Origin of the sequence: Ruminococcus albus 7 = DSM 20455 (assembly GCF_000179635.2) — a bacterium.
Classification (GTDB): Bacteria; Bacillota; Clostridia; order Oscillospirales; family Ruminococcaceae; genus Hominimerdicola; species Hominimerdicola alba.
This window is the reverse complement of record NC_014824.1, coordinates 373,358-391,952: the sequence shown is the minus strand read 5'-3', so window position 1 is coordinate 391,952 and position 18,595 is coordinate 373,358. Positions and strand designations below refer to the sequence as shown.

Annotated in this window: 24 protein-coding genes; 9 read left to right on the top strand and 15 right to left on the bottom strand. The window is 41.0% G+C overall.

Annotated elements, in window-relative coordinates; translation table 11 throughout:
- Positions 1-10 precede the first annotated feature (10 nt).
- From RUMAL_RS18535 to RUMAL_RS18500, 8 genes are all read left to right on the top strand, one after another.
- On the top strand, positions 11-1,225 hold the full coding sequence (locus RUMAL_RS18535; protein ID WP_013483632.1) for a hypothetical protein: 1,215 nt from the start codon (positions 11-13) through the stop codon (positions 1,223-1,225).
- Between the two features lie 157 nt (positions 1,226-1,382).
- Positions 1,383-2,591: a phosphatidylinositol-specific phospholipase C domain-containing protein gene (locus tag RUMAL_RS18530; RefSeq protein WP_013483631.1), complete on the top strand. Its 1,209-nt coding sequence runs from the start codon at positions 1,383-1,385 to the stop codon at positions 2,589-2,591.
- Positions 2,592-2,690: 99 nt separating this feature from the next.
- Positions 2,691-2,873, top strand: coding sequence for a hypothetical protein (locus RUMAL_RS18525; protein ID WP_157865507.1), 183 nt, complete (start codon positions 2,691-2,693; stop codon positions 2,871-2,873).
- A gap of 28 nt (positions 2,874-2,901) precedes the next feature.
- Positions 2,902-3,453, top strand: a complete 552-nt coding sequence (locus RUMAL_RS18520; RefSeq protein WP_013483629.1) for a hypothetical protein — start codon at positions 2,902-2,904, stop codon at positions 3,451-3,453.
- Positions 3,453-4,193, top strand: a complete 741-nt coding sequence (locus RUMAL_RS21475) for a ubiquitin family protein (protein WP_013483628.1) — start codon at positions 3,453-3,455, stop codon at positions 4,191-4,193. Before RUMAL_RS18520 ends, RUMAL_RS21475 begins: the two co-directional genes overlap by 1 nt.
- Before the next feature lie 12 nt (positions 4,194-4,205).
- Positions 4,206-4,712 carry a hypothetical protein gene (locus tag RUMAL_RS18510; RefSeq protein ID WP_013483627.1) on the top strand — a complete coding sequence of 169 codons (507 nt, stop codon included), beginning with the start codon at positions 4,206-4,208 and terminating at the stop codon, positions 4,710-4,712.
- Between the two features lie 12 nt (positions 4,713-4,724).
- The gene (locus RUMAL_RS18505; RefSeq protein ID WP_013483626.1) at positions 4,725-5,291 is read left to right on the top strand and encodes a hypothetical protein; all 567 of its coding nucleotides are present in this window, start codon (positions 4,725-4,727) and stop codon (positions 5,289-5,291) included.
- Positions 5,292-5,383: 92 nt separating this feature from the next.
- Positions 5,384-5,803 (top strand): dockerin type I repeat-containing protein, encoded by a 420-nt coding sequence (locus RUMAL_RS18500; protein ID WP_013483625.1) that lies wholly within the window; start codon positions 5,384-5,386, stop codon positions 5,801-5,803.
- A gap of 152 nt (positions 5,804-5,955) precedes the next feature.
- Here the strand turns inward: RUMAL_RS18500 and RUMAL_RS18495 are convergent, their stop codons facing one another.
- The 10 genes from RUMAL_RS18495 to RUMAL_RS18455 all read right to left on the bottom strand — a co-directional run bounded on the left by RUMAL_RS18495 (position 5,956) and on the right by RUMAL_RS18455 (position 12,562).
- The gene (locus RUMAL_RS18495) at positions 5,956-6,195 is read right to left on the bottom strand and encodes a hypothetical protein (RefSeq protein WP_013483624.1); all 240 of its coding nucleotides are present in this window, start codon (positions 6,193-6,195) and stop codon (positions 5,956-5,958) included.
- Entirely contained in the window at positions 6,192-7,007 is an 816-nt protein-coding gene (locus RUMAL_RS18490; protein WP_013483623.1) for an ExeA family protein, read from the bottom strand. Before RUMAL_RS18490 ends, RUMAL_RS18495 begins: the two co-directional genes overlap by 4 nt.
- Positions 7,000-8,334, bottom strand: coding sequence for a DDE-type integrase/transposase/recombinase (locus RUMAL_RS18485; protein WP_013483622.1), 1,335 nt, complete (start codon positions 8,332-8,334; stop codon positions 7,000-7,002). The genes RUMAL_RS18490 and RUMAL_RS18485 overlap by 8 nt, the downstream gene beginning before the upstream one ends.
- 71 nt (positions 8,335-8,405) lie before the next feature.
- A complete protein-coding gene (locus RUMAL_RS18480; RefSeq protein WP_013483621.1) occupies positions 8,406-8,966 on the bottom strand; it encodes a DUF6431 domain-containing protein in 561 nt (186 codons plus the stop codon).
- Between the two features lie 78 nt (positions 8,967-9,044).
- Complete coding sequence (locus tag RUMAL_RS18475) at positions 9,045-9,818, bottom strand: hypothetical protein (RefSeq protein WP_013483620.1); 774 nt, start codon at positions 9,816-9,818, stop codon at positions 9,045-9,047.
- A gap of 464 nt (positions 9,819-10,282) precedes the next feature.
- Positions 10,283-11,005 carry a DUF1848 family protein gene (locus tag RUMAL_RS18470; RefSeq protein ID WP_013483619.1) on the bottom strand — a complete coding sequence of 241 codons (723 nt, stop codon included), beginning with the start codon at positions 11,003-11,005 and terminating at the stop codon, positions 10,283-10,285.
- Positions 11,006-11,144: 139 nt separating this feature from the next.
- A complete protein-coding gene (locus RUMAL_RS22005) occupies positions 11,145-11,309 on the bottom strand; it encodes a hypothetical protein (protein WP_154662929.1) in 165 nt (54 codons plus the stop codon).
- 136 nt (positions 11,310-11,445) lie between these two features.
- Positions 11,446-11,673: a hypothetical protein gene (locus RUMAL_RS18465; protein ID WP_013483618.1), complete on the bottom strand. Its 228-nt coding sequence runs from the start codon at positions 11,671-11,673 to the stop codon at positions 11,446-11,448.
- A 57-nt stretch (positions 11,674-11,730) separates the two neighbouring features.
- Complete coding sequence (locus RUMAL_RS18460) at positions 11,731-12,048, bottom strand: hypothetical protein (protein ID WP_013483617.1); 318 nt, start codon at positions 12,046-12,048, stop codon at positions 11,731-11,733.
- A gap of 61 nt (positions 12,049-12,109) precedes the next feature.
- Positions 12,110-12,562, bottom strand: coding sequence for a hypothetical protein (locus RUMAL_RS18455; RefSeq protein ID WP_013483616.1), 453 nt, complete (start codon positions 12,560-12,562; stop codon positions 12,110-12,112).
- Between the two features lie 238 nt (positions 12,563-12,800).
- Here RUMAL_RS18455 and RUMAL_RS18450 point away from each other — a divergent pair, with 238 nt between their 5' ends.
- Positions 12,801-13,952, top strand: coding sequence for a hypothetical protein (locus RUMAL_RS18450; RefSeq protein WP_013483615.1), 1,152 nt, complete (start codon positions 12,801-12,803; stop codon positions 13,950-13,952).
- Between the two features lie 542 nt (positions 13,953-14,494).
- Here RUMAL_RS18450 and RUMAL_RS18445 read toward each other — a convergent pair.
- The 5 genes from RUMAL_RS18445 to RUMAL_RS18430 all read right to left on the bottom strand — a co-directional run bounded on the left by RUMAL_RS18445 (position 14,495) and on the right by RUMAL_RS18430 (position 18,446).
- Positions 14,495-14,902, bottom strand: a complete 408-nt coding sequence (locus RUMAL_RS18445; protein WP_013483613.1) for a hypothetical protein — start codon at positions 14,900-14,902, stop codon at positions 14,495-14,497.
- A gap of 265 nt (positions 14,903-15,167) precedes the next feature.
- Positions 15,168-15,644 (bottom strand): IS200/IS605 family transposase, encoded by a 477-nt coding sequence (gene tnpA / locus RUMAL_RS18440; RefSeq protein ID WP_013483574.1) that lies wholly within the window; start codon positions 15,642-15,644, stop codon positions 15,168-15,170.
- Positions 15,645-15,831: 187 nt separating this feature from the next.
- Entirely contained in the window at positions 15,832-16,539 is a 708-nt protein-coding gene (locus tag RUMAL_RS18435) for a DUF3945 domain-containing protein (protein ID WP_028504484.1), read from the bottom strand.
- Between the two features lie 36 nt (positions 16,540-16,575).
- Positions 16,576-16,752 (bottom strand): hypothetical protein, encoded by a 177-nt coding sequence (locus RUMAL_RS22000; RefSeq protein WP_013483612.1) that lies wholly within the window; start codon positions 16,750-16,752, stop codon positions 16,576-16,578.
- Positions 16,731-18,446, bottom strand: coding sequence for a recombinase family protein (locus tag RUMAL_RS18430; protein ID WP_013483611.1), 1,716 nt, complete (start codon positions 18,444-18,446; stop codon positions 16,731-16,733). The genes RUMAL_RS22000 and RUMAL_RS18430 overlap by 22 nt, the downstream gene beginning before the upstream one ends.
- Between the last annotated feature and the right edge of the window lie 149 nt (positions 18,447-18,595).

Here is an 18,595-nt window from a genome sequence, read left to right as displayed (position 1 = left end):
AGGTGATACTATGAAAAATACTAAAAAAATAATAGCATCTGTCATGGCGATTGCAATGATTTCTGCTATTGTTCCTATATCCGCCTTTGCTACTGATTACAATGCCGAGGGAAATGCTATGACTGATGTGACTTGGACTTCAAGTGCAGTGTATACAGTCACCATCCCTGCAACTGTAGCACTTGGTAATGAGGCAACAATTGAAGCGGGAAATGTAAACCTGAATGCAGGAGAACAGCTTAATGTCACACTGTCCGGCACCAGCGATGCGGATAATGCTTTCAAGTTAACAACAGCTACTGACTCACTGACATATACCGTTTCTAAGGGCGGTGATAATGTTGCTGTTGGCGATGTGGTATTGAACGTAGCAGCAGGCACACAGACAAGTTCTTCAACTCTTAAATTCAATGAGCCTGCAACTACTCCGAATGCAGGTGACTACACAGGTACTGTAACATTTACTATCTCGGTGGAGAGTGCAGAAACTATTGTTGACCTTTCAACATTGACAGCCGACTATGTAGCAAAGGACGGCGTAACTCTGACAGGTACGCTTGCTGCAAATGTCAAGATTTCCATCGCAGATGGTGCGACTGTCACGCTGAAAGATGCGAATATCACCAACCTCGGGAAAAATTGCGACTGGGCAGGTATCAACTGTCCAAACGATGCGACTATTATCCTGAAAGGTACGAATACAATATGTGCCGGCAGAGGCAGCGATGACTATAACAATTACCCCGGCATCTGGATTGCTAAGGACAAGACTCTGACCATTGGTGGCGACGGCAGCTTGACTGCATACAGCAATGCTATCAACCCCGGTGGTGCAGGTATCGGCGGAGGATACCAAGTTGCTTGCGGTAACATCGTAATTAACGGCGGTACGATCACTGCAACAGGCGGCGATAGTGCTGCCGGTATTGGAGGCGGTCCAGATACATCTTGTGGCGATATCACAATCAACGGCGGTACGATCACTGCAACAGGCTACAATGGTGCTGCCGGTATTGGAAGCGGCAGAAACACCGGCGTTCAATCTAAAACATCCTGTGGCAATATCACCATTGCAAATACCGTCACAAAGGTAACAGCCACAAAGGGCAAAGGTGATACAGGTGCACATAGCATCGGTCCTGGAGGAGGCGGTGTTTGCGGCACTGTGACCATAGGCAACAACGTAGGTGCTATCAGCGTAAGCCCCTACACCTATGAGCCGTAAGTAGTGATATAATGATTATTTGCATTCTACCGAGCTGCGTTATGTGGCTCGGTAGAATAATAAACGAAATACTGACAGCTTAGTTTGACAATTGAGATATGACATAAAGAATTATAGTTTGAAAATCATGTTTCTATCAAACAAGGAGGTTATTTGTATGGGACAAGGCGGAGCAGTTAATTTAATTAACAACACAAGAAGTAAATTGATTCAGGCAGAACCATTCTTTACCTATCAAATGGATGCGTGGGATTTCCCGAAGGAGTTAGAAGCTGGGGAAAAAGCAAGATTCTATGTTGAGTGGTCAGAAGGCTTTTTTGAAGATAGATGTGATGACCGTGGTATTGCAAAATATGTACTTGAAAATGACCCTAAAAAGAAAGTGAAAATTGAGATGTGGGATGCAACTAAACGTAATTTCACTGTTGAAAGAACTGGATTTTCGGGGGATGATTCAAGGTCAACAGAATCTATATTATGGCAGCACGATGGGGATATGTTTATTGTCATATCTGATGATGCCTCGAAATTAGATTTTAGATGCTGGATGAAAGGCATTGCTGGTAATACTCCTCTCAATAAGATGGATATTCCGGGAACACACGATTCACTTTCATATGATTTTACTGGGGCAGGAAGTCGTATTGACTACACTGCCAAAACGCAGTCCTACAATATTTGGGAACAACTAAATAACGGATGTCGATATTTTGATATTAGAATTGATGCCGATTTAAGAGGGTGTCATTGGATTATAGATTGTGTTCATGGATTAGAAGATTTTATGACATGGGTAAATAGATTTCTTAACGATAATCCAAGTGAAACAATTATTGTAAGGTTAAAAAACGAACGTGACGTAGGTGTGGACGATAAAAAACATTACAATGAACTGTTATCTGCGTTATTTGAAAAATATAAGCATCTGTTTTGGAAAAGTAATGGACAGATCAACTGGCCGCTGTTAGATGATGTGAGGGGGAAAATAGTCGTTCTCGATAATTTAAACGAGCATTTTTTCAGTGCGAATGGGTATGGATTTGTGTATGGGGATAATGCTAAATTTGTTATCCAAGATAACTATAATGCTCCGAACGAAGATGATAAAATAAGAGAGATAAAAGCAAACATCGACTTACCGTATGATTCGGAAAGAATGAAAATCAACCATATAAGTGCAACAGGAACCACTGCTGGATTCATACCATTTACATGGACTCCCAGAATGTATGCCGATTTTCTTAATCCCAAAGTCACTGAATTCATTATTACTAAGAGAGCAGATTGCGTTATGGGAATAATTGTTTTTGATTTCGTCAATTCGCAGTTGGTTTCTTCTGTACTCTTGAACGATGTAATTGGTTAAGGCATTATGTAAAATTTGAATATTTATCGAAGGTGATTAAATGAAAAAATCATAAGCGGTTTATCCGCATTACTCACAGCGGCAATGCTCATCGCCCCGATGAGCGCATTTGCCGATACGACCATAAATGAAAAGAGCGTTCCGCAGTCGGGTCAGACCAATGTCACTCTTGACATAGCTCCTGCATATATCGTGACTATCCCCGCCGATACAACAGTGACGCTTAACGATACTCTGACTGATAACGGCGCGAACGTTGAGACAGTTTTGATAGCAAAGTAACAGAAATTTATTTCAGGAGGTATCCACCATGAAAAAACTGATAAGCGGCATGACCGCATTTACAATTGCAAGTATGATGACAGTTACAGCTTTTGCAGAAGCAGCCATCAGTAATACGACTATCACCCCTAAAGGCGGCGACCCTTTTGACGTGAACCCTACCCCCGAAACGGCGGGCTCGACGGTCGAATTTAACGTTGATCCGACCTACACCGTGACAATACCCGCAAGCTTCGAGCTTACAGGCGAATACGGACAACAGTATTCGGGCAGCGGCACCATTCAGACCGGCAAGGTATTCCTGAATGAGGGCGAAAAGATAGTTGTCACCCTAACAAGCGCAAGCAAGTTCAATATGTCCCACGAGGGTGCAGGCGAGTATAAGCTCCCCTACACCGCCGAGGGAAATTTCGGCAAGCTGACAAACAAGGAAACAGGCGGCAAGGTAGCCGAATTTCCCACCTCGACCGAACCCGCAAGTGCCGGTATCTCTTTCACCACCGATGAGACACCCACATTCGCAGGCAAGTACACCGACCCCGTAGTATTCGGAATTTCTATTGAAAAGGAGCCATCATAATGAAAACTAAAAGATTACTGGCGGCAGGCATGGCGCTGACTATGATAACATCTGTCTGCACACTGACCGCAAACGCAATGCAGATATTCGTCAAGACCCTGACAGGCAAAACCATCACTCTTGATGTTGAACCCAGCGATACTATTGAAAACGTAAAGGCAAAAATACAGGATAAAGAGAGTATTGCTCCCAACAAACAGAGACTGATATTTGCAGGCAAACAGCTTGAAGATGACAGAACTCTTGCCGATTACAATATCCAGAAAGAAAGCACCCTGCATCTTGTTTTAAGAGCGAACGGGGATATCGAGATAGTTCCCGATCCCGATAATATGCCAAACCCCATACCTTCAACCGCAGGTATGGAAGTATCCTATGATGTATCACCCACATACTCGGTAGTTATCCCCGCAAGTGTGTCGCTTTCCGACACTGCAGAAACTACCAGACAGATAACTGCCACGAATGTCAGACTTACCCAGAACGCGAAGATAGTTGTCACCATTGACAGCGCAAGCAATACTGAAAGCGGAGATACCTTCAACGCAAAGATAGGCGATTCCACCGCGAATTATACCATAAAGTCAGGTGATACCAACGTTTCGGTAGGCGGCACAGTTGCAGAGTTCGATACCAAGACAGGCGAGCAGTCCAAGACACTGGCATTCTCCAAGGCAACAGGCGCGACCTACGCAGGCAAGCACACCGAAACGCTGACCTTTGGTATAAAAGTTGAATAAGGAGGAACCGATATGAAAAAACTTATAAGCGGACTTTCCGCACTTGCAATACTGGCAATGCCTGTTACGGCGTTCGCAGAACCCACCACGATAAACGAGACAAGCGACCCGCAGTCGGCTAATGCGGTAATCACCACCGAGATAGCACCTGCATACATCGTGACTATCCCCCTCGACACCAAGGTGACATTCAATACCGAGAATACCGATTTCGGCACCATCGAACTTACAAAGGCACAGCTCGACCCCGGCAAGGCGGTAAAAGTATCCCTGGTCACCGACAGCAAGATGGAGAACAAGGCTGACGAGGAAAAGACCCTTGCATACACCATTTTCGAGGGAACAAGCGATGCCGTTAACGAAAATGTATTCACTTCCGCAGAATACACCGCAGTAGGTGATAAAACAGACCTTACCATAAATATCACCGCGGAAGACTGGCAGACCGCATACGCAGGTGAGTACAGTGACACCGTGACATTCAATGTTGAATACACTGATGCAGCACCCGAATCATAAGGAGTTGATCGCATGAAAAAATATGCAGTATTCCTGCTTTGTCTTTCCATGCTGACCTGCACCGCCATACCAGCCTTCGCTGAGGGCGAGCAAAACCCGACCACAGGAGAAGCGACCATAGGAACAGAAGTCCCCGAGACCCACGATCTCAAACTGACGATCACAGGTGATGTCGATGTAAAGGTCAACGGTGTAGACGGTAAGGAGTTCACAGTGGAACGACTTTCCGAACCCGTTCTCGAGATCAAAGCTAATGACGGCGAGAAGATCACCAAGGTCGTGCTGAACGGCGAAGATGTTACTGACCAGTTGAAAGACGGCAAGCTGAAACTGCCCGGCATATATGAGGACAGTGAGTATGTCCTGTCTGCCGAAACAGAGAATATATCCGATCCCTCAAGCAAATCCGAAAGCAGTTCAAAAAAGGCTGAAACTGTTTCAGCAAACAGCCCCAAGCCAAATGCTAGCAATGCTAACCCCGCAACAGGTGTTGCAGGCGGTGTGTCGTTAGGCACAGCGGTCCTGCTTGCAGCTATCGGTATCGCAAGAAATAAAGGCAGTAAAGACGAAGAAGAATGATATCCTGCGAAAAACAGACCTGACTAGCCATCCGGCAGTCAGGTCTGTTCTTTATGACAAAAATATCATTCTGCAAATAAACACCGTCATATATGAAAATCATAGCACAAAAGACCCTGACAATATACGTTAACTCATCCTATGCTATCTACGGACAGACACTGGCAGATGTTACACTCCCTACAGCCGATGACGGTACATGGGCTTGGGAGGATGATACACTCAGCGTAGGCGATGTTGGAAATAATACTTTTGCAGCTACCTACACTCCCGAAGATACAGACAATTACAATACCCTCAGTCAGGATCTGACAGTTACACTACTCGGTGACATAAACTTTGACGGTAAGATCAATGTTACCGACATAGTTAAGATAGCAGCTCATATCAAGGGTAAAAAAATACTTGATAAAACCGCAGCAAGAGCCGCTGATGTTAACGGTGACAGCTCGATCGATGTAACCGACATCATCATGATCGCAGCTCACATCAAAGGCAAAAAATTATTATAATAAATTCACCTGTTATTTCTAATGAATATGCCCACATCGTTTATTACGGTGTGGGCGTATTTTTTGGAGAATCCGGGAGAAAGAATTATTCAAGTCCGGCATTTTCTTTTTTAATGCACAAGAGACAGATTCTTCCTGCAAAAAAACTTGGTTCAGAATGGGTAAGGTTCATTAGGGCATGACGAGCAGATATAGCCGTCACTGTAATGCAGTTCATGTCGATCAAGAATATCAAGGATCTCCATAGTGAGATCATAACGGCTTATTTTTTTGCCATCATCCTGCTCGGTGAGCATTTGAAAATACTCAAATACCTCTCGCCTTGCTTTTGAAAGATCCAGTCGGCGCAGCAGCCAGATCAGTACAGCATCATGGAGCAGTTCTTCTGTCATGAACTTCTCACCCCCGTGACCTCGTTTTTAAGCACTATATCCACCGACTTGCTGTCAATGCAGGTCTGCTTCATTTGTGAACCGTAGATCAACGATTGGGTACAGGCGCGGTTGATGGCACGGGGATTTCCACCGGAAAATTCAAAGATAGATCGCATAGCATCCTCAGTAAATATCGGGGCGGTGTGTCCGGAATATTTCAGCTGAGATTCGATATATTTCTTTGTATCCGAAAAATCCATAGGCGTCAGAAAGCATTCAATATCTACTCTGCCGAGTATAGCACGGTATGCTGAAAGCTTCAGTTTGTCCCAAAGTTCGGTCTGCCCCGAAAGGATCAGTGAAACAGGGTTTTCTGAATCCATACGGTAGTTGAGCAGGAAACGTGCTTCCTCCAGCATCTCTTTGCCCAAAAGATGTGCCTCGTCAATGATCACAACGACTTTTCTGTTATGTATGCTCCGCATTATCTCTGTCTGCGAGATCAGTTCCTGGCGGCTTATGCTGGTGTGTATAGAAGCCTTGCAACCGAACATACCAAGAGTGTAGTAGTAAAAACTGCGCGGTTTCAGCCTTGAATCGGAAATATATATCACCATGTATTTATCCTCCGGCAGCTTGTCCTTAAGGTGACGCAGAGCACTGGTCTTACCTGTGCCGGGTTCTCCTACAAGAAGAGTAAACAGCTGATGCATGGCTGTGTATTCAAGTCTGTCAAGTATCTCGGCATTCTGATGAGTTTTGCAAAGCATATCTGTAGGTATGCTTCGTGTGAACGGTGTGTGCTTCATTTCATAGAACATCTCATACATCTTCATCACCTCCCATTGCTATTGAATACGAGATGACTGCTCTACGTTCCCTTTCATCGGCAGTTTTTATGACAGCATCAAGCAGTCTTGAAGAATCCGTCGGTATACGTTCGATCTCTGCACGAGTAGGTTTCTTTGCAACATGGGTGCCGATCTTTGCAGGCTCGGCATAGAATGGCTCGTGACTCTTAGGCTCAATACGTACCTTAGCGATGTTTTGAGGATCATATACCACATCGACCGTCTGACCTGCGTACAGTATGCCAACATCATAGTCCTTGCCCATAAAGCTGATGCAGCCGGACTTATTCACCTTTCGTGTCTCACAATGAAGAAATGCGCTTGCAAGTATTGCTTCATCGGGATAATTCAGCGGCATAGAATCACTCTTGAACGCAGTCTCCGGAGTAACCCCTAACGCGCTGTGTACCTTGTTCTGGTAGCATTCAGAAAGCCAGGCATTAAACAGTTTATTGAGTTCTTCAATACTTTCGGGGGGATTAAGTCCGACCTCATCTATAAACGAATCTACCGTAAGATTGAAACGTTCCTGCTTGCCCTTACCCTGCGGATTTCGCGGCTTGGCGTACAGCAGACGGATACCGAGCAGTCCGCAGGCTCGCTTCATCCAGTGAGTGCGGTACTGGGAACCGTTATCGAAATATATTCGGCGTGGAGTACCGTATTTCTTTATGCCTTTCTTCAATGTATCCTCCACTATGGTCTGTTCCATATCTCCGTAAAACTGAGCGTGGATTATGTATCTGGTGGCATCATCGATAAGACAGGACATATACGTTGGCTGTACCTTGCCGCCGATGTTCAAAGAAGGGCCAAATTTGAGATCCCCCTGCCAAAGATCACAGCGATGAACTCTCGCAAAACGCTGCGATGCATAGCCGTTGTCCTGATACACCTTCATCATAGCCGACGAATATCCCATCTTCGCAAGGGCTTTCTGCAATGTGGAACGCTTCAGCATATCGGGTTCGACCTTTCCTTCAAGCTCAAGTATCTTAATGATGGTCGGTACACTGCGAGACGGCATTTCACGTCGCAGGCGAATAGCTTCTTCGAGTATCTCTTTGGAAATGACAGGGTTCTGTTCAGGGACTCTGCCTTTCGGTTCAAGTCCATCGATGCCTGACTCGTTGTAAGCGTCAACATAGCGCTGGATCGTGCGGGTGGATAATTCAAAGTTTTCGGAGATCTCACGACGTTTTTCGTAGTAGATTTCGGACAGCAAAGGAAGACCGAGCAGCGGCGCGATCATGATCATGCGCTGTTCAGCTATCTCCCTTGCCAGTTTCTTGTCTTTCATGCCCATAAAAGGCACCTCCTTTTTTATGATACCTTTATCATAGCACAAAAGACCCTGACAATATACGTTAACTCATCCTATTTCCATTCGCCTATGTTTACTACCACCCTGACAAAATATCTGAGCGTATCCCATGTGGAATTGCTATCGTAATTTGTCACAAGGGTCGGGTGTTCAAGTTTCAGTCTTCTTACGATCGCAGCACCGAATACTAAAAAGCCTTTTACCCAGCGACAAATGCGTGCTGCTGAGTGGTCATCAACGAACTCATTTATTGCATCACAAATAGCAGCGTAGATTTTGGCGCTTAAATGCTTGTACGGGACAACAAAATCCGGCAGTTCACGATGATAGTGATAGCACTTAGAACAGTAAAAAACTCTCATAGAGTATTTTTCACGCTTTCGGCTATTTTCACGGAAAACAAAACGTCTGCATCTGCCGTTAAATCTCATATGATTACCGCACTCGGGGCAAACTGCTTCTTCTTTACCGAAAATATAATGAATATCGTCTTTGACAAATGAGGAAAAACTCGATACAATAAACATAGTGTAGACGATAGCCGAGTTATGACCGCGGATCATATAAGCAAAACGGCTATCGTTTTTCCTTTCTGAAATATGGTTACTAATCATTATATCATATTTCCGAATAAATTAAAAGACGGTATCCTCCCGGACACAAGGTCGGGAAGATACCGTTTTGTTTTTGGTTTATCGCTGTTGTTTTCTCAGGAGCATTCTGCCCTGACAAATAGAGTGGTCATCTTGACAAAATAGAGTGTCTGCACCTCGACAGAACGATTCCCTGAATGACAAGATACGTTCACTTCTGGATGACAAATAAAGGGAGCGGTAACAATTATCAATTTCGAACTCGTGGAGACCAATAAAACAATCTTCATGATCATTTTCATATTCCTCACAAAGAGGATAAAAATCTTCGAGTTTATTGAATGTTGATTTGAAGAATTCATTTAGTATCGCTATAGCTTCTTCTTTTGTACTGTAACCGCCGATATCTTCTATATCATCATCACCGTAAGCATCAATATATACCTCTTCGTATAAAAAATCTCCGTAATTATGTGGGTCATATTTCCAGTAGATATCACATCCGCTTTCTTCTGCCATGAATGAAAAGCCTACAGAAGTTAGATTTAACACTTTGATTACAAGTTCCCACATTTTGCCCATAGGTACCCATGCTGTTTCGGTATATACATCAAAACAATAATCGCCATTATTACTGCTTGTTATTTCACCGATCTCAGTAACTGTACCCCGGCATCTTACATTTTTTGACGGGTCTCCATTATCGATCCTGTCTTTAAATCCGGCACCGATTAATATGTTTCCAAGCCACGGATCTCCAAAATCCGTTTTCATCGTTGAGGATGAAGTCCATTCTGTAATTTTACTGTGAAGTGTTTCAATTTGTTCTTTATTTCCGTGAAAACGGAAATCTGTGCTGCACCAGTTCGGCATAATAATTCCTCCGTATATAAAAAAGTAATCCAATTATTAAACAACTCCAGTTATCAACAATTAGATCCTATAGTAATTATAATTGAAAACTACGGTCAATATAATTAAAAGAAGGCTTGTCGAGTGTGCAAGCCTTACCACAAATTATAGTCCAAATAATATTTTTGATACATATTATGATTGAGTAATGTGTTTTAGGTACAAATGAAGGGGAAGTTCTGAATAGTTCAGAGTGGCAGCGAACCTCCTTCACTTATAAATTCTGATTTGGTTTATCTTAGCAACCTAACACGCCTGAATACTGATAGCCGTCCTCAACAGACGGCTATCAGTTTCTTTTCCTGCATACCCACAATCCAGCAAACTGAACTTCGTATCCATTTTCTTTATCTCCGAATTCAAGGTCGTTCTTTTTGTAATGATTTAAGAGTCTTTCGCTGCTGAAAAGTTTTTCTCATTTAGCTCTAATCTTTCCAGTAGCAATACAGACATCCAGAAGGACATCTTTTCTTATGAGTGAGCAATTCTGTCTTCCCTGCGCAGCAAAGGCATCCTTTTCTCTGAAAGCCACCTTCTTTTATATAAAATGTATCAAGTCCGAGTATTTCGTAATCTTTTTTTCTGATACAACCTGTTTTGCCCGGAAGATCCTCTGCACAAGCTTCAAAATCAAAGAACATTGAATACCTCTCAATATAATTTCTTACATTATTGAGCATATATTCAGGAGCTTTAAAGCTCTCAAAAGGAACTTTTCCAAATACAGCTCTGATCCGTTCTTTAGTATGAGGGTACATGTCTATGACTGAATACCTAACTCTATCAATATTTGCATCAAAAAATAACTCCCATACCCAGGCAACTCTTTTTAAGCCTGCCTCAGTTGGAATAATGGGGTCAGTTCTTAATACTATCTGTTTTTCAGGAAATCCTTTTGAAATAAGCTCCATAACCCCGGAATATACTTCTTGAGCCTTCGGAACATACGGCTCCATTTTTGTACCACCGTATCCTGTACAGGTTACATGCAGAATGATTTTCTCTCTGTTTTTCAATAGTAATTCAATAAGTTTTTGGTTTTTCGAAGTTAAGTGCTTGGTGATTATTATATTGCCGTCTAAAAGCTTGTCAGCCCAACTATAATCAAGGCCTGCATCGCCGGCTTCTGTGATTCCAAATTTTATCATTTTTTATCCTCCTATCTGAACTACTCAATTTGTTTTGACTCCATTTATCAAAGGTGTTCCTGTATTTATTATAAAAGAAAAACAGCTGTAATAAAAAAAGGTTCGCAGAGCGAACCTTAAGAAAAATCATATGAAGAATTCAGCAAACACAATAAATGTTAAGATCAAATAATATCTGTTCTATATAGTCTTTTTTATAACCGCCATGTGATTCTCCCTCAAAAGCTATTACCGGCTTGCCGTTAGCTTCAGTTATGTTAAATGCACATTCAAGCTCTTTATTTTGTAATACATCGCATTCCATTTATTATTTTCATCAAAAGGCTTTGACGAAAATGATAATGGAAAAGGCTAAGGATTATCCTGAGTCTGAATATGAAACGAGATAACAGAAATAGGGCGATGAGTTAATCGCCCTATTTTTAATAATTGAGAGTTGCTTAGATTTTGGTATGATTCTTCTTGGCATCATTGAGAAGATAGTTAGAATGTGATGTGTTTGAATCGCGCCAGTAGTGTACTGCGTCCGAACCATCAACCACAATATGTCCGTGACCAGGACCATCACCGGTAGGTCCTCCATAGTATATATCGCACTTTCCACTTCCATCGTTACGTTCAACTATTTTTGCTATCTTTCCCTGAAATGTACCGTCGTATGTACTCATAATAAAATACCTCCAATACTTTGAATATATTGTCATCATATAATTTTAAACTGCTCTTCAGCGTTTCAAAAATCTCAGATTGCAGCAGTCGTCACAAATCTGATGTCCATAATATGGAACTTCACCACGCCACCAGCATTTACAGAAATGTTTATTATCTTCTGGAATAAACGCTCCACAATTTTTACAATTTCCAGATCCATCACAAATATGTTTTCCATTAGCACAGTCTTGATCTTTTTTTTTCTGAGCTAATGCCTTGTTTTTGTAAAATTCAGTTTCAAGTCTTTTTAAATCCTCTCTTTCTCTTACATTCTCCATTATCACACTTGACACTATAATAATGATAATAATTATTATAATAAATACCATCATTTCAATCCTCCTCTGTCTTTCTTATTTAGTTTTAACTAATTTTATTTTCCAGTATAAAAAACTACAATCGATTAATAAAATCTTTATATCCATCAACATCATTCAGTTCCGGGTATGTCTTGAGAACAATTTCAAGCATCTTATACGCTTTGCTTGACTTATCCATATTTAGACACTTGGTTCCTGCAATTACCCAATTTGGCGGCCTAACTTTTTGGTTTATGCAGTTTTCAAGACGAGTAAGGCAGTTTTCTATGCATAACTCAATAATAAATCTTGAAAGATAGCTGTCAAGCTTCTGATCAAGAATATGAACATTAGCAGGAACTATAGTGGTAGAAAAGATTGTTTTGTTATTCTTGAACCAATACTGCATATTAAGTTTATCTGCTATATATCTTCTTTGTTTCTCATCCAATCCATCAGCTTCAAAATAGAATTCTTTACTGTCAATAAGCAACGCCTTTATATAAAATCGGCGAATACTATATATCAGTGCTGTCAATTCTTTCATTTTACCATGCTCCTCATTTCATGTTAATATATTGTAAATTGCTTAACATCCTATTACAACTTGAAAATCAAATGTGATTGTGATATAATGATTTTGATTTATGATTCTGAAAGACGATATATTGTTTCTGTACCAGTATCATAGCAGATATTCTTTTTTTTGACAATGAAATTTCGACTACTCAAAACTACTCAGGCCTACTCCGGTATACAATCGTTATTTTTAAGGATGTGATTAAATGCATAAAATAGATGGATGCAATAGAGATAATGTAAAAGTTGTTTTGTATGATTTATATTATATTCTGTCAGGTGTTTTAGCATATGATGAATCGATCGTATTCGAAAAATACACAACGAGTTATTATGATGATGAAATTCGTAACATATCTTTTTTCAAATCAAAAGAATATACACCAATCAAACTAAATAAAGGCGAGATTATTGATTTCGTATGCTATCATTTATTATCTGGAAAAGATCATCCACTTAATACAATGAATTATAATACAGTGAAAAATTATGCAACGCCTAAAGGCGATGGAAAAAACAATCCTTCTGATTTTTTTATGGGATATCTAATCGATGAAGAAGGCGTAGATAGATTGACATCCGTTTTGATTGAGACGTTTGAAATGAGTATGGACGAATTTAAGTCAAAACTTAAATTTAAAAACTTTGTAGAAAAGTATAATCTCAAAGATACAGACAATTTGGAAAAATTGTTCCATGCAGTATCTGGGCATCTCGCTGCGCTTATCAACGAAGGAGCTTTTATGTATTCAATGACCGACATAAAGGCAATCGAGATAGTTTATAATGATAATAAACCCGATGATAAAAAAGACAACGTATTATTTTCAAATGATATGTTGTCTACTGCAGCGGATGATAAAGCTGAAGTAGATAAATTTATAAATGATTATTATTATGAAGAAGATAAGGAGTGCATGGAACTTGGGCTGGGAGAAGTTATACATATGACAAATTACAGAACATACTATCGTTATCAAATCATTGAAATCGCAAAAACTGGATATAAAATAGAGTTTGATGCATTTTACAATGTTATTGCTCTCAAAAAAATAGAATATAATTCATTTAGTAACACTGGTTCCGGAACTTATGTAAATGATAATATTCTTGTTCCAGAATGGTTTACAAATAAACCGTATGGTAAATGCAAGTTTTATTTTATTGACGGCATGTATTATGAGTTTGAAATAGCAGAAGATAATACAATTTATAGAAATTCAATAACAAAATATCCTATTGAAGAAATGATGGATCCTGTCCATTTAGATTTATCTTGTGACAAGATGAGAATTGAATTTTATAAAACTATGATGTATTTCAATATCAAATTTTGCTTAGAGAATCGTAGCGAATAAGCTAAACCCATTTACGAGATTCCCCCATGATAAACTTGTACTGCTTAGATAAAAAAATAACAGAATAAAAGCAAAATCTAAAACTACAAAAGGCAAGGGGAAGGACTTTCTTGTGCTGTTGGAGGTTATCATTAAAATAGCCCCGCAAAAGCGAGGCTCAACAAAACTAAATCACTTTAAAATCGTATACTCCTCTATACAAATTTTCTGCAAAGAGGTTATATGCATTATTGCAAGCTTCATTATAGTCGTCGAATTTACCGTAATATTCAGCGAATCCGTTTGTGAAAATCAGTTTGATCTTATACATTTTTAATTTCCTCCGTTTTTTATACTAAAATTTCAAATTCCTTAGGTAATCTTTTTTTGCTACAATAAGAATGGCTTCTGGCGTCATACCACCAAGGGGTCTTGAACTGATAAGCAGGAGACCGCTTTTCCAGTATTACATATTCACCATCAGGAGCCTTAAAGCGAATCCTTGTTCCTATCGGCAATTTTGAGGGGTTATTGGCTGTTTTTTTACTTTCTGCGTATTTTCTTCATCTTTCTCTCCATTCATTAGCATATTCACTGGCTGTAGGAGTGAGCAGCTTAATTATTCCCATCGGACAATGATCCTCACATGGGCCACAGGTTTCTTCCATCTCCTTAAAATTGAAATTGAACCATTCATTGTTGTCTACTGACGTTAAGATAACAAAACCGACTACTCTTCTTTCATTTTCAGGGATCTCGACAAGCTCCTCAGGCTTATAGCTGCTGCCTTCAGGCCATTTCTTGCATATGGCCACAGCTGCATAATATACTCTGCCAAGTACTGTTGATTTCAATACCTTGAATCGTCCGTGATCATGTGCAAAAAGGTCGTCACATTCAGCCTTTACGTCAACAACTGTGCGATATCCTTTTTTCTTGTAAAAATTAGCATGTGTTCCTGTCCAACCCATAATGAGTCCTCCTTCGTAATTGCTTCGATAATAAATGTGATATAAAGTAAAAAAAATGATCTAGTATGACTCCAATTATCAACACTAAATCCTAAATGTATTATAATAGAAAAAAGGGATCAATCAAAACCACCCGTTAAACGGGTGGTTTGCACTAGCCCTATAAGGGCATGATACTGACACTACCCCTTAAGGGGTCGGGAAAGGTCTGTCAACCGCATTTCATTCCCGTGCAACCCCTCAAGGGGTATTTTGTGTTCGTTTTCTACTTTTTCTTGTATTTTTCTCCTGTAAATGGGTCTACTGTCTCAAACAGGCTGATCTGGTCGCACACTATATCTTCCTGCAACTGATTCCTGATGTACTCTGCTATCTTTTTCTTGTTCTTTCCTACTGTATCAACATAGTATCCTCTGCACCAGAAGTGCCTGTTGCCATACTTATATTTCAGATTTGCGTGTCTGTCAAATATCATCAAACTACTCTTGCCTTTCAAATATCCCATTATCTCTGCTACACTGTATTTGGGTGGAATAGACAACAGCATATGTATATGATCAGGACACGCCTCTGCTTCGATTATTTTAACTCCTTTTTGATCACACAACTTTCTTAGTATCTTTCCGATATCCACTTTGATTTTATTATAAATCACCATTCTTCGATATTTCGGGGCAAATACTACATGGTACTTGCAATTCCACTTGGAATGTGCTAAACTATTTATATCGTCTCTTGTCATTGACGATACCTCCTTGTTATTCTAAGTTTCGGTTGCCAGACCTATTCTTAGTTTATCACAGGAGGTTTTATTTTTCTACTCATAGCTAAAGCTTTTTAGAACCCCCGGCATAGCCGGGGGTTTTCGGTTACAACAAAAATAATAACAGCCCTGCCAAAAAGCAGGGCTGTAAAACAAAGTCAGTATTCTAAGCAAAATCAACGATTATTCCCTTTTTGCCATCTTCTTTTTCACCGTATGTCACCGTACAGGAAAAACTATTTCCTGTTCTGTTTGAAACCGCGTCAGTAATTTCAACCTCTCCGCCGGCTTCAAGTATCATCTTTTCCTCATCGGTGAAAGTGTGTCCGCTCCATGAATCAGGAACTATTTCCTCTTTTTCAAAGCCCACAAAAGGATGTCCGTTGTATTCCTGTTCCGTCAGTTTTCCCTTTGCAGAATAAATCGTGTTGTTTTTGGATACAAGGTTTTCGATTTCTATAGTATCTCCGTTTAAGAGGCTTGATACCTCTTCATCGGTGAACCTATGACCGTTCCAAACCCTCGTAAAGGTTATCTCTTCTCCTGTAACAGCCCATACACCGGATACCTTTTCCTTTTTTTCTCCATTGTTATTTCCGGCAAATCCGGTCATATCGAAGCCTATAAATTTGACTCCGTTATATTCCAGATTTGCCAGATGGCCGGTAACTCCATACTTGGACTTGTCTTTCTGAGAAACGATGCCATTGATAGTTATATCCTTACCGTCAAGAAGATCTTTTACTTCCTTGTCAGTAAACCTATGGCCGCGCCATTCTCTTGTGAATGAGATCTCCTTGTTTGTTACGCTCCACACGCCGGAAGCTCTTTCCTTGTTCTTGACCTTCTCTGTGTTGCTCTTGTTTTCAGACATAATTTTCATTTCCTTTCATTGTTTTATACTTTTGATTCAGTTGTAATCATCTTCAAGATATGTATAATCCTCCTCGTCTCCATTCCTGTTCCCATTCAGAGAAAAAATACTGTGAGACTCTGCTATAACTTCAGAAATATAATCATGATCATTTTTGACTATATCTTTCAGAAACGCCACCAAGTCGTTTTCTAAATCAATTCCATTTTCCATTTACTACACTCGCACTTCGGCTCTGAATGCAGCACATCAGTCCCCCCCCCGCTTTCTTCACCCATAAGATACAGGTGGATATTCTCGCCGTCCCACTCAACACGACGCACCAAGCAGCGTATAACATCACGCTTTTTCATAACATCTAATGTGTCAATAGTTTTAGCGAATGACGACAGCATATCCGCAAGGCTGTGATACTGCTCGTCGGTGATGTCGCTGTTTTCCATAAGCCTGCGGTGCTCGGATATCTGCCTTTCAAGCTCGGAAGTCTTAGTGTGCAGATCGTTTATTTGCGAGATGATGTCCTCAGCAGCCATAGTTTCGCCTGCAAAAGTCAAAGCCTTAACAAGATTTGTGCGCTCGGCTTCATACTGCTTTTTCTTTTCAGTCAGCCTGTCGATTTCTGCCTGCGAATCAGCGAATGTCTCATTCAAACTCTTCTGTGAATTTCTTAGCAGCTTCATCAGCCCCGAATCGTCCTCGCCCAGGTGCTTTATCTCATCGCATATCTGACGGTCAAGCTCGTTGCCGTTAATGCGCTTATTATCACACTTGAGACCGTGACTTCTTTCTTTGAGCTCGCAAAGGTAATCATATACCTTCTCGCCCTGCTTGTTGACCCTTGATGAAAGCTTTGGGCGCATAAAGCTTCCACAGCACGCACAAAACAGCAGTCCCGACAGAAGTGCAGTATTGCTCTTGGGCTTTCGGTATGCCTTGTCCCTGTTCTTTTCAAGCAGATGCTGTACCTCTACCCAGCGCTTGCCCTCGATAATGCCCTCGTGCTTGCCAACGGCCACTATCCACTCGCTTGGAGCTTTCTGCTTCATTGACCTTCCCTTTTTCTGTATGGTCTTGTTGTACGCCATAATACCGTGAATGCCGTCAAAGTCATCGCGTGAACCGTACAACTGCATATCTTTTTCGTTCAAATATACCCATGTATCCTCGTCAGCAATGGCATACACAGGGTTTTGCAGAATGGTCTTAATGGCAAACCTCGAAAGCGTGTTGCCCTTTTTCGACTTGAAATCATTATTGAGCAGATAGGTCTCCACCTTAGTAATAGAACGCAGTTCAACAAACTTAGTGAACACCAGCCTGACAAGTTCTGCCTCTTCGGGATTTTTCTCCAGCATTCTCGCCTTATGTATCTTGCCATCAACCGTCATACTGCCCACAGTCTCGGCACTCCTGTAACCCGTTGGAGGATTGCCGCCCAACCACCGTCCCGACTTGGCAAGCTCATGCATATTGTCGGTTATTCTCTCTGCAATAATGTCACGCTCCAACTGTGCAAAAACCGAGCTTATCATCATCATAGCCCTGCCCATAGGCGAGGTATCATCAATGTTGTCGCTGACCGAACGAAAACAAACGCTGTGTTCTTTCAGCTCCTCATAGGTGTTCACAAAGTCCGATGTGTTGCGGCTTATCCTGTCAAGACGGTAGCAAATAACCAACTGAAACTCACCATTGCGGTAGCGCTCCATCATCTCCTGAAATTTTGGACGCTTAGTGTTGCCACCCGAAAAGCCCTCATCCTCAAACTCCACAATGTCCTCATCAACTACATCATATTTGCTTTTCAACGCCCGCCTGCATATCTCAATCTGGTTTTCAATGCTCTCACCTTTGCCGGTAAATTTGGATTTGCGGCTGTAAATTGCGTATTTTCTGTTATCAGGCATATTATTGCTCCCTCGTTTCGTTATATTTGTTTAGGATAGATAATGATGCTTTTATGTATTCTTTATTGATGAGCATGTTTTCGTCCTCCTTCTATGCTTTGTATTTATTATATAAGTTTTTGTCGGTAAATAAAAATTATATATGGTTT

Bases quoted from the DNA above. Each gene is read 5' to 3' on its own strand.
- RUMAL_RS18535 (WP_013483632.1), top strand. From the start codon at position 11: ATGAAAAATACTAAAAAAATAATAGCATCTGTCATGGCGATTGCAATG.
- RUMAL_RS18530 (WP_013483631.1), top strand. From the start codon at position 1,383: ATGGGACAAGGCGGAGCAGTTAATTTAATTAACAACACAAGAAGTAAA.
- RUMAL_RS18525 (WP_157865507.1), top strand. From the start codon at position 2,691: ATGAGCGCATTTGCCGATACGACCATAAATGAAAAGAGCGTTCCGCAG.
- RUMAL_RS18520 (WP_013483629.1), top strand. From the start codon at position 2,902: ATGAAAAAACTGATAAGCGGCATGACCGCATTTACAATTGCAAGTATG.
- RUMAL_RS21475 (WP_013483628.1), top strand. From the start codon at position 3,453: ATGAAAACTAAAAGATTACTGGCGGCAGGCATGGCGCTGACTATGATA.
- RUMAL_RS18510 (WP_013483627.1), top strand. From the start codon at position 4,206: ATGAAAAAACTTATAAGCGGACTTTCCGCACTTGCAATACTGGCAATG.
- RUMAL_RS18505 (WP_013483626.1), top strand. From the start codon at position 4,725: ATGAAAAAATATGCAGTATTCCTGCTTTGTCTTTCCATGCTGACCTGC.
- RUMAL_RS18500 (WP_013483625.1), top strand. From the start codon at position 5,384: ATGAAAATCATAGCACAAAAGACCCTGACAATATACGTTAACTCATCC.
- RUMAL_RS18495 (WP_013483624.1), bottom strand. From the start codon at position 6,195: ATGACAGAAGAACTGCTCCATGATGCTGTACTGATCTGGCTGCTGCGC.
- RUMAL_RS18490 (WP_013483623.1), bottom strand. From the start codon at position 7,007: ATGTATGAGATGTTCTATGAAATGAAGCACACACCGTTCACACGAAGC.
- RUMAL_RS18485 (WP_013483622.1), bottom strand. From the start codon at position 8,334: ATGGGCATGAAAGACAAGAAACTGGCAAGGGAGATAGCTGAACAGCGC.
- RUMAL_RS18480 (WP_013483621.1), bottom strand. From the start codon at position 8,966: ATGATTAGTAACCATATTTCAGAAAGGAAAAACGATAGCCGTTTTGCT.
- RUMAL_RS18475 (WP_013483620.1), bottom strand. From the start codon at position 9,818: ATGCCGAACTGGTGCAGCACAGATTTCCGTTTTCACGGAAATAAAGAA.
- RUMAL_RS18470 (WP_013483619.1), bottom strand. From the start codon at position 11,005: ATGATAAAATTTGGAATCACAGAAGCCGGCGATGCAGGCCTTGATTAT.
- RUMAL_RS22005 (WP_154662929.1), bottom strand. From the start codon at position 11,309: ATGGAATGCGATGTATTACAAAATAAAGAGCTTGAATGTGCATTTAAC.
- RUMAL_RS18465 (WP_013483618.1), bottom strand. From the start codon at position 11,673: ATGAGTACATACGACGGTACATTTCAGGGAAAGATAGCAAAAATAGTT.
- RUMAL_RS18460 (WP_013483617.1), bottom strand. From the start codon at position 12,048: ATGATGGTATTTATTATAATAATTATTATCATTATTATAGTGTCAAGT.
- RUMAL_RS18455 (WP_013483616.1), bottom strand. From the start codon at position 12,562: ATGAAAGAATTGACAGCACTGATATATAGTATTCGCCGATTTTATATA.
- RUMAL_RS18450 (WP_013483615.1), top strand. From the start codon at position 12,801: ATGCATAAAATAGATGGATGCAATAGAGATAATGTAAAAGTTGTTTTG.
- RUMAL_RS18445 (WP_013483613.1), bottom strand. From the start codon at position 14,902: ATGGGTTGGACAGGAACACATGCTAATTTTTACAAGAAAAAAGGATAT.
- tnpA (WP_013483574.1), bottom strand. From the start codon at position 15,644: ATGACAAGAGACGATATAAATAGTTTAGCACATTCCAAGTGGAATTGC.
- RUMAL_RS18435 (WP_028504484.1), bottom strand. From the start codon at position 16,539: ATGTCTGAAAACAAGAGCAACACAGAGAAGGTCAAGAACAAGGAAAGA.
- RUMAL_RS22000 (WP_013483612.1), bottom strand. From the start codon at position 16,752: ATGGAAAATGGAATTGATTTAGAAAACGACTTGGTGGCGTTTCTGAAA.
- RUMAL_RS18430 (WP_013483611.1), bottom strand. From the start codon at position 18,446: ATGCCTGATAACAGAAAATACGCAATTTACAGCCGCAAATCCAAATTT.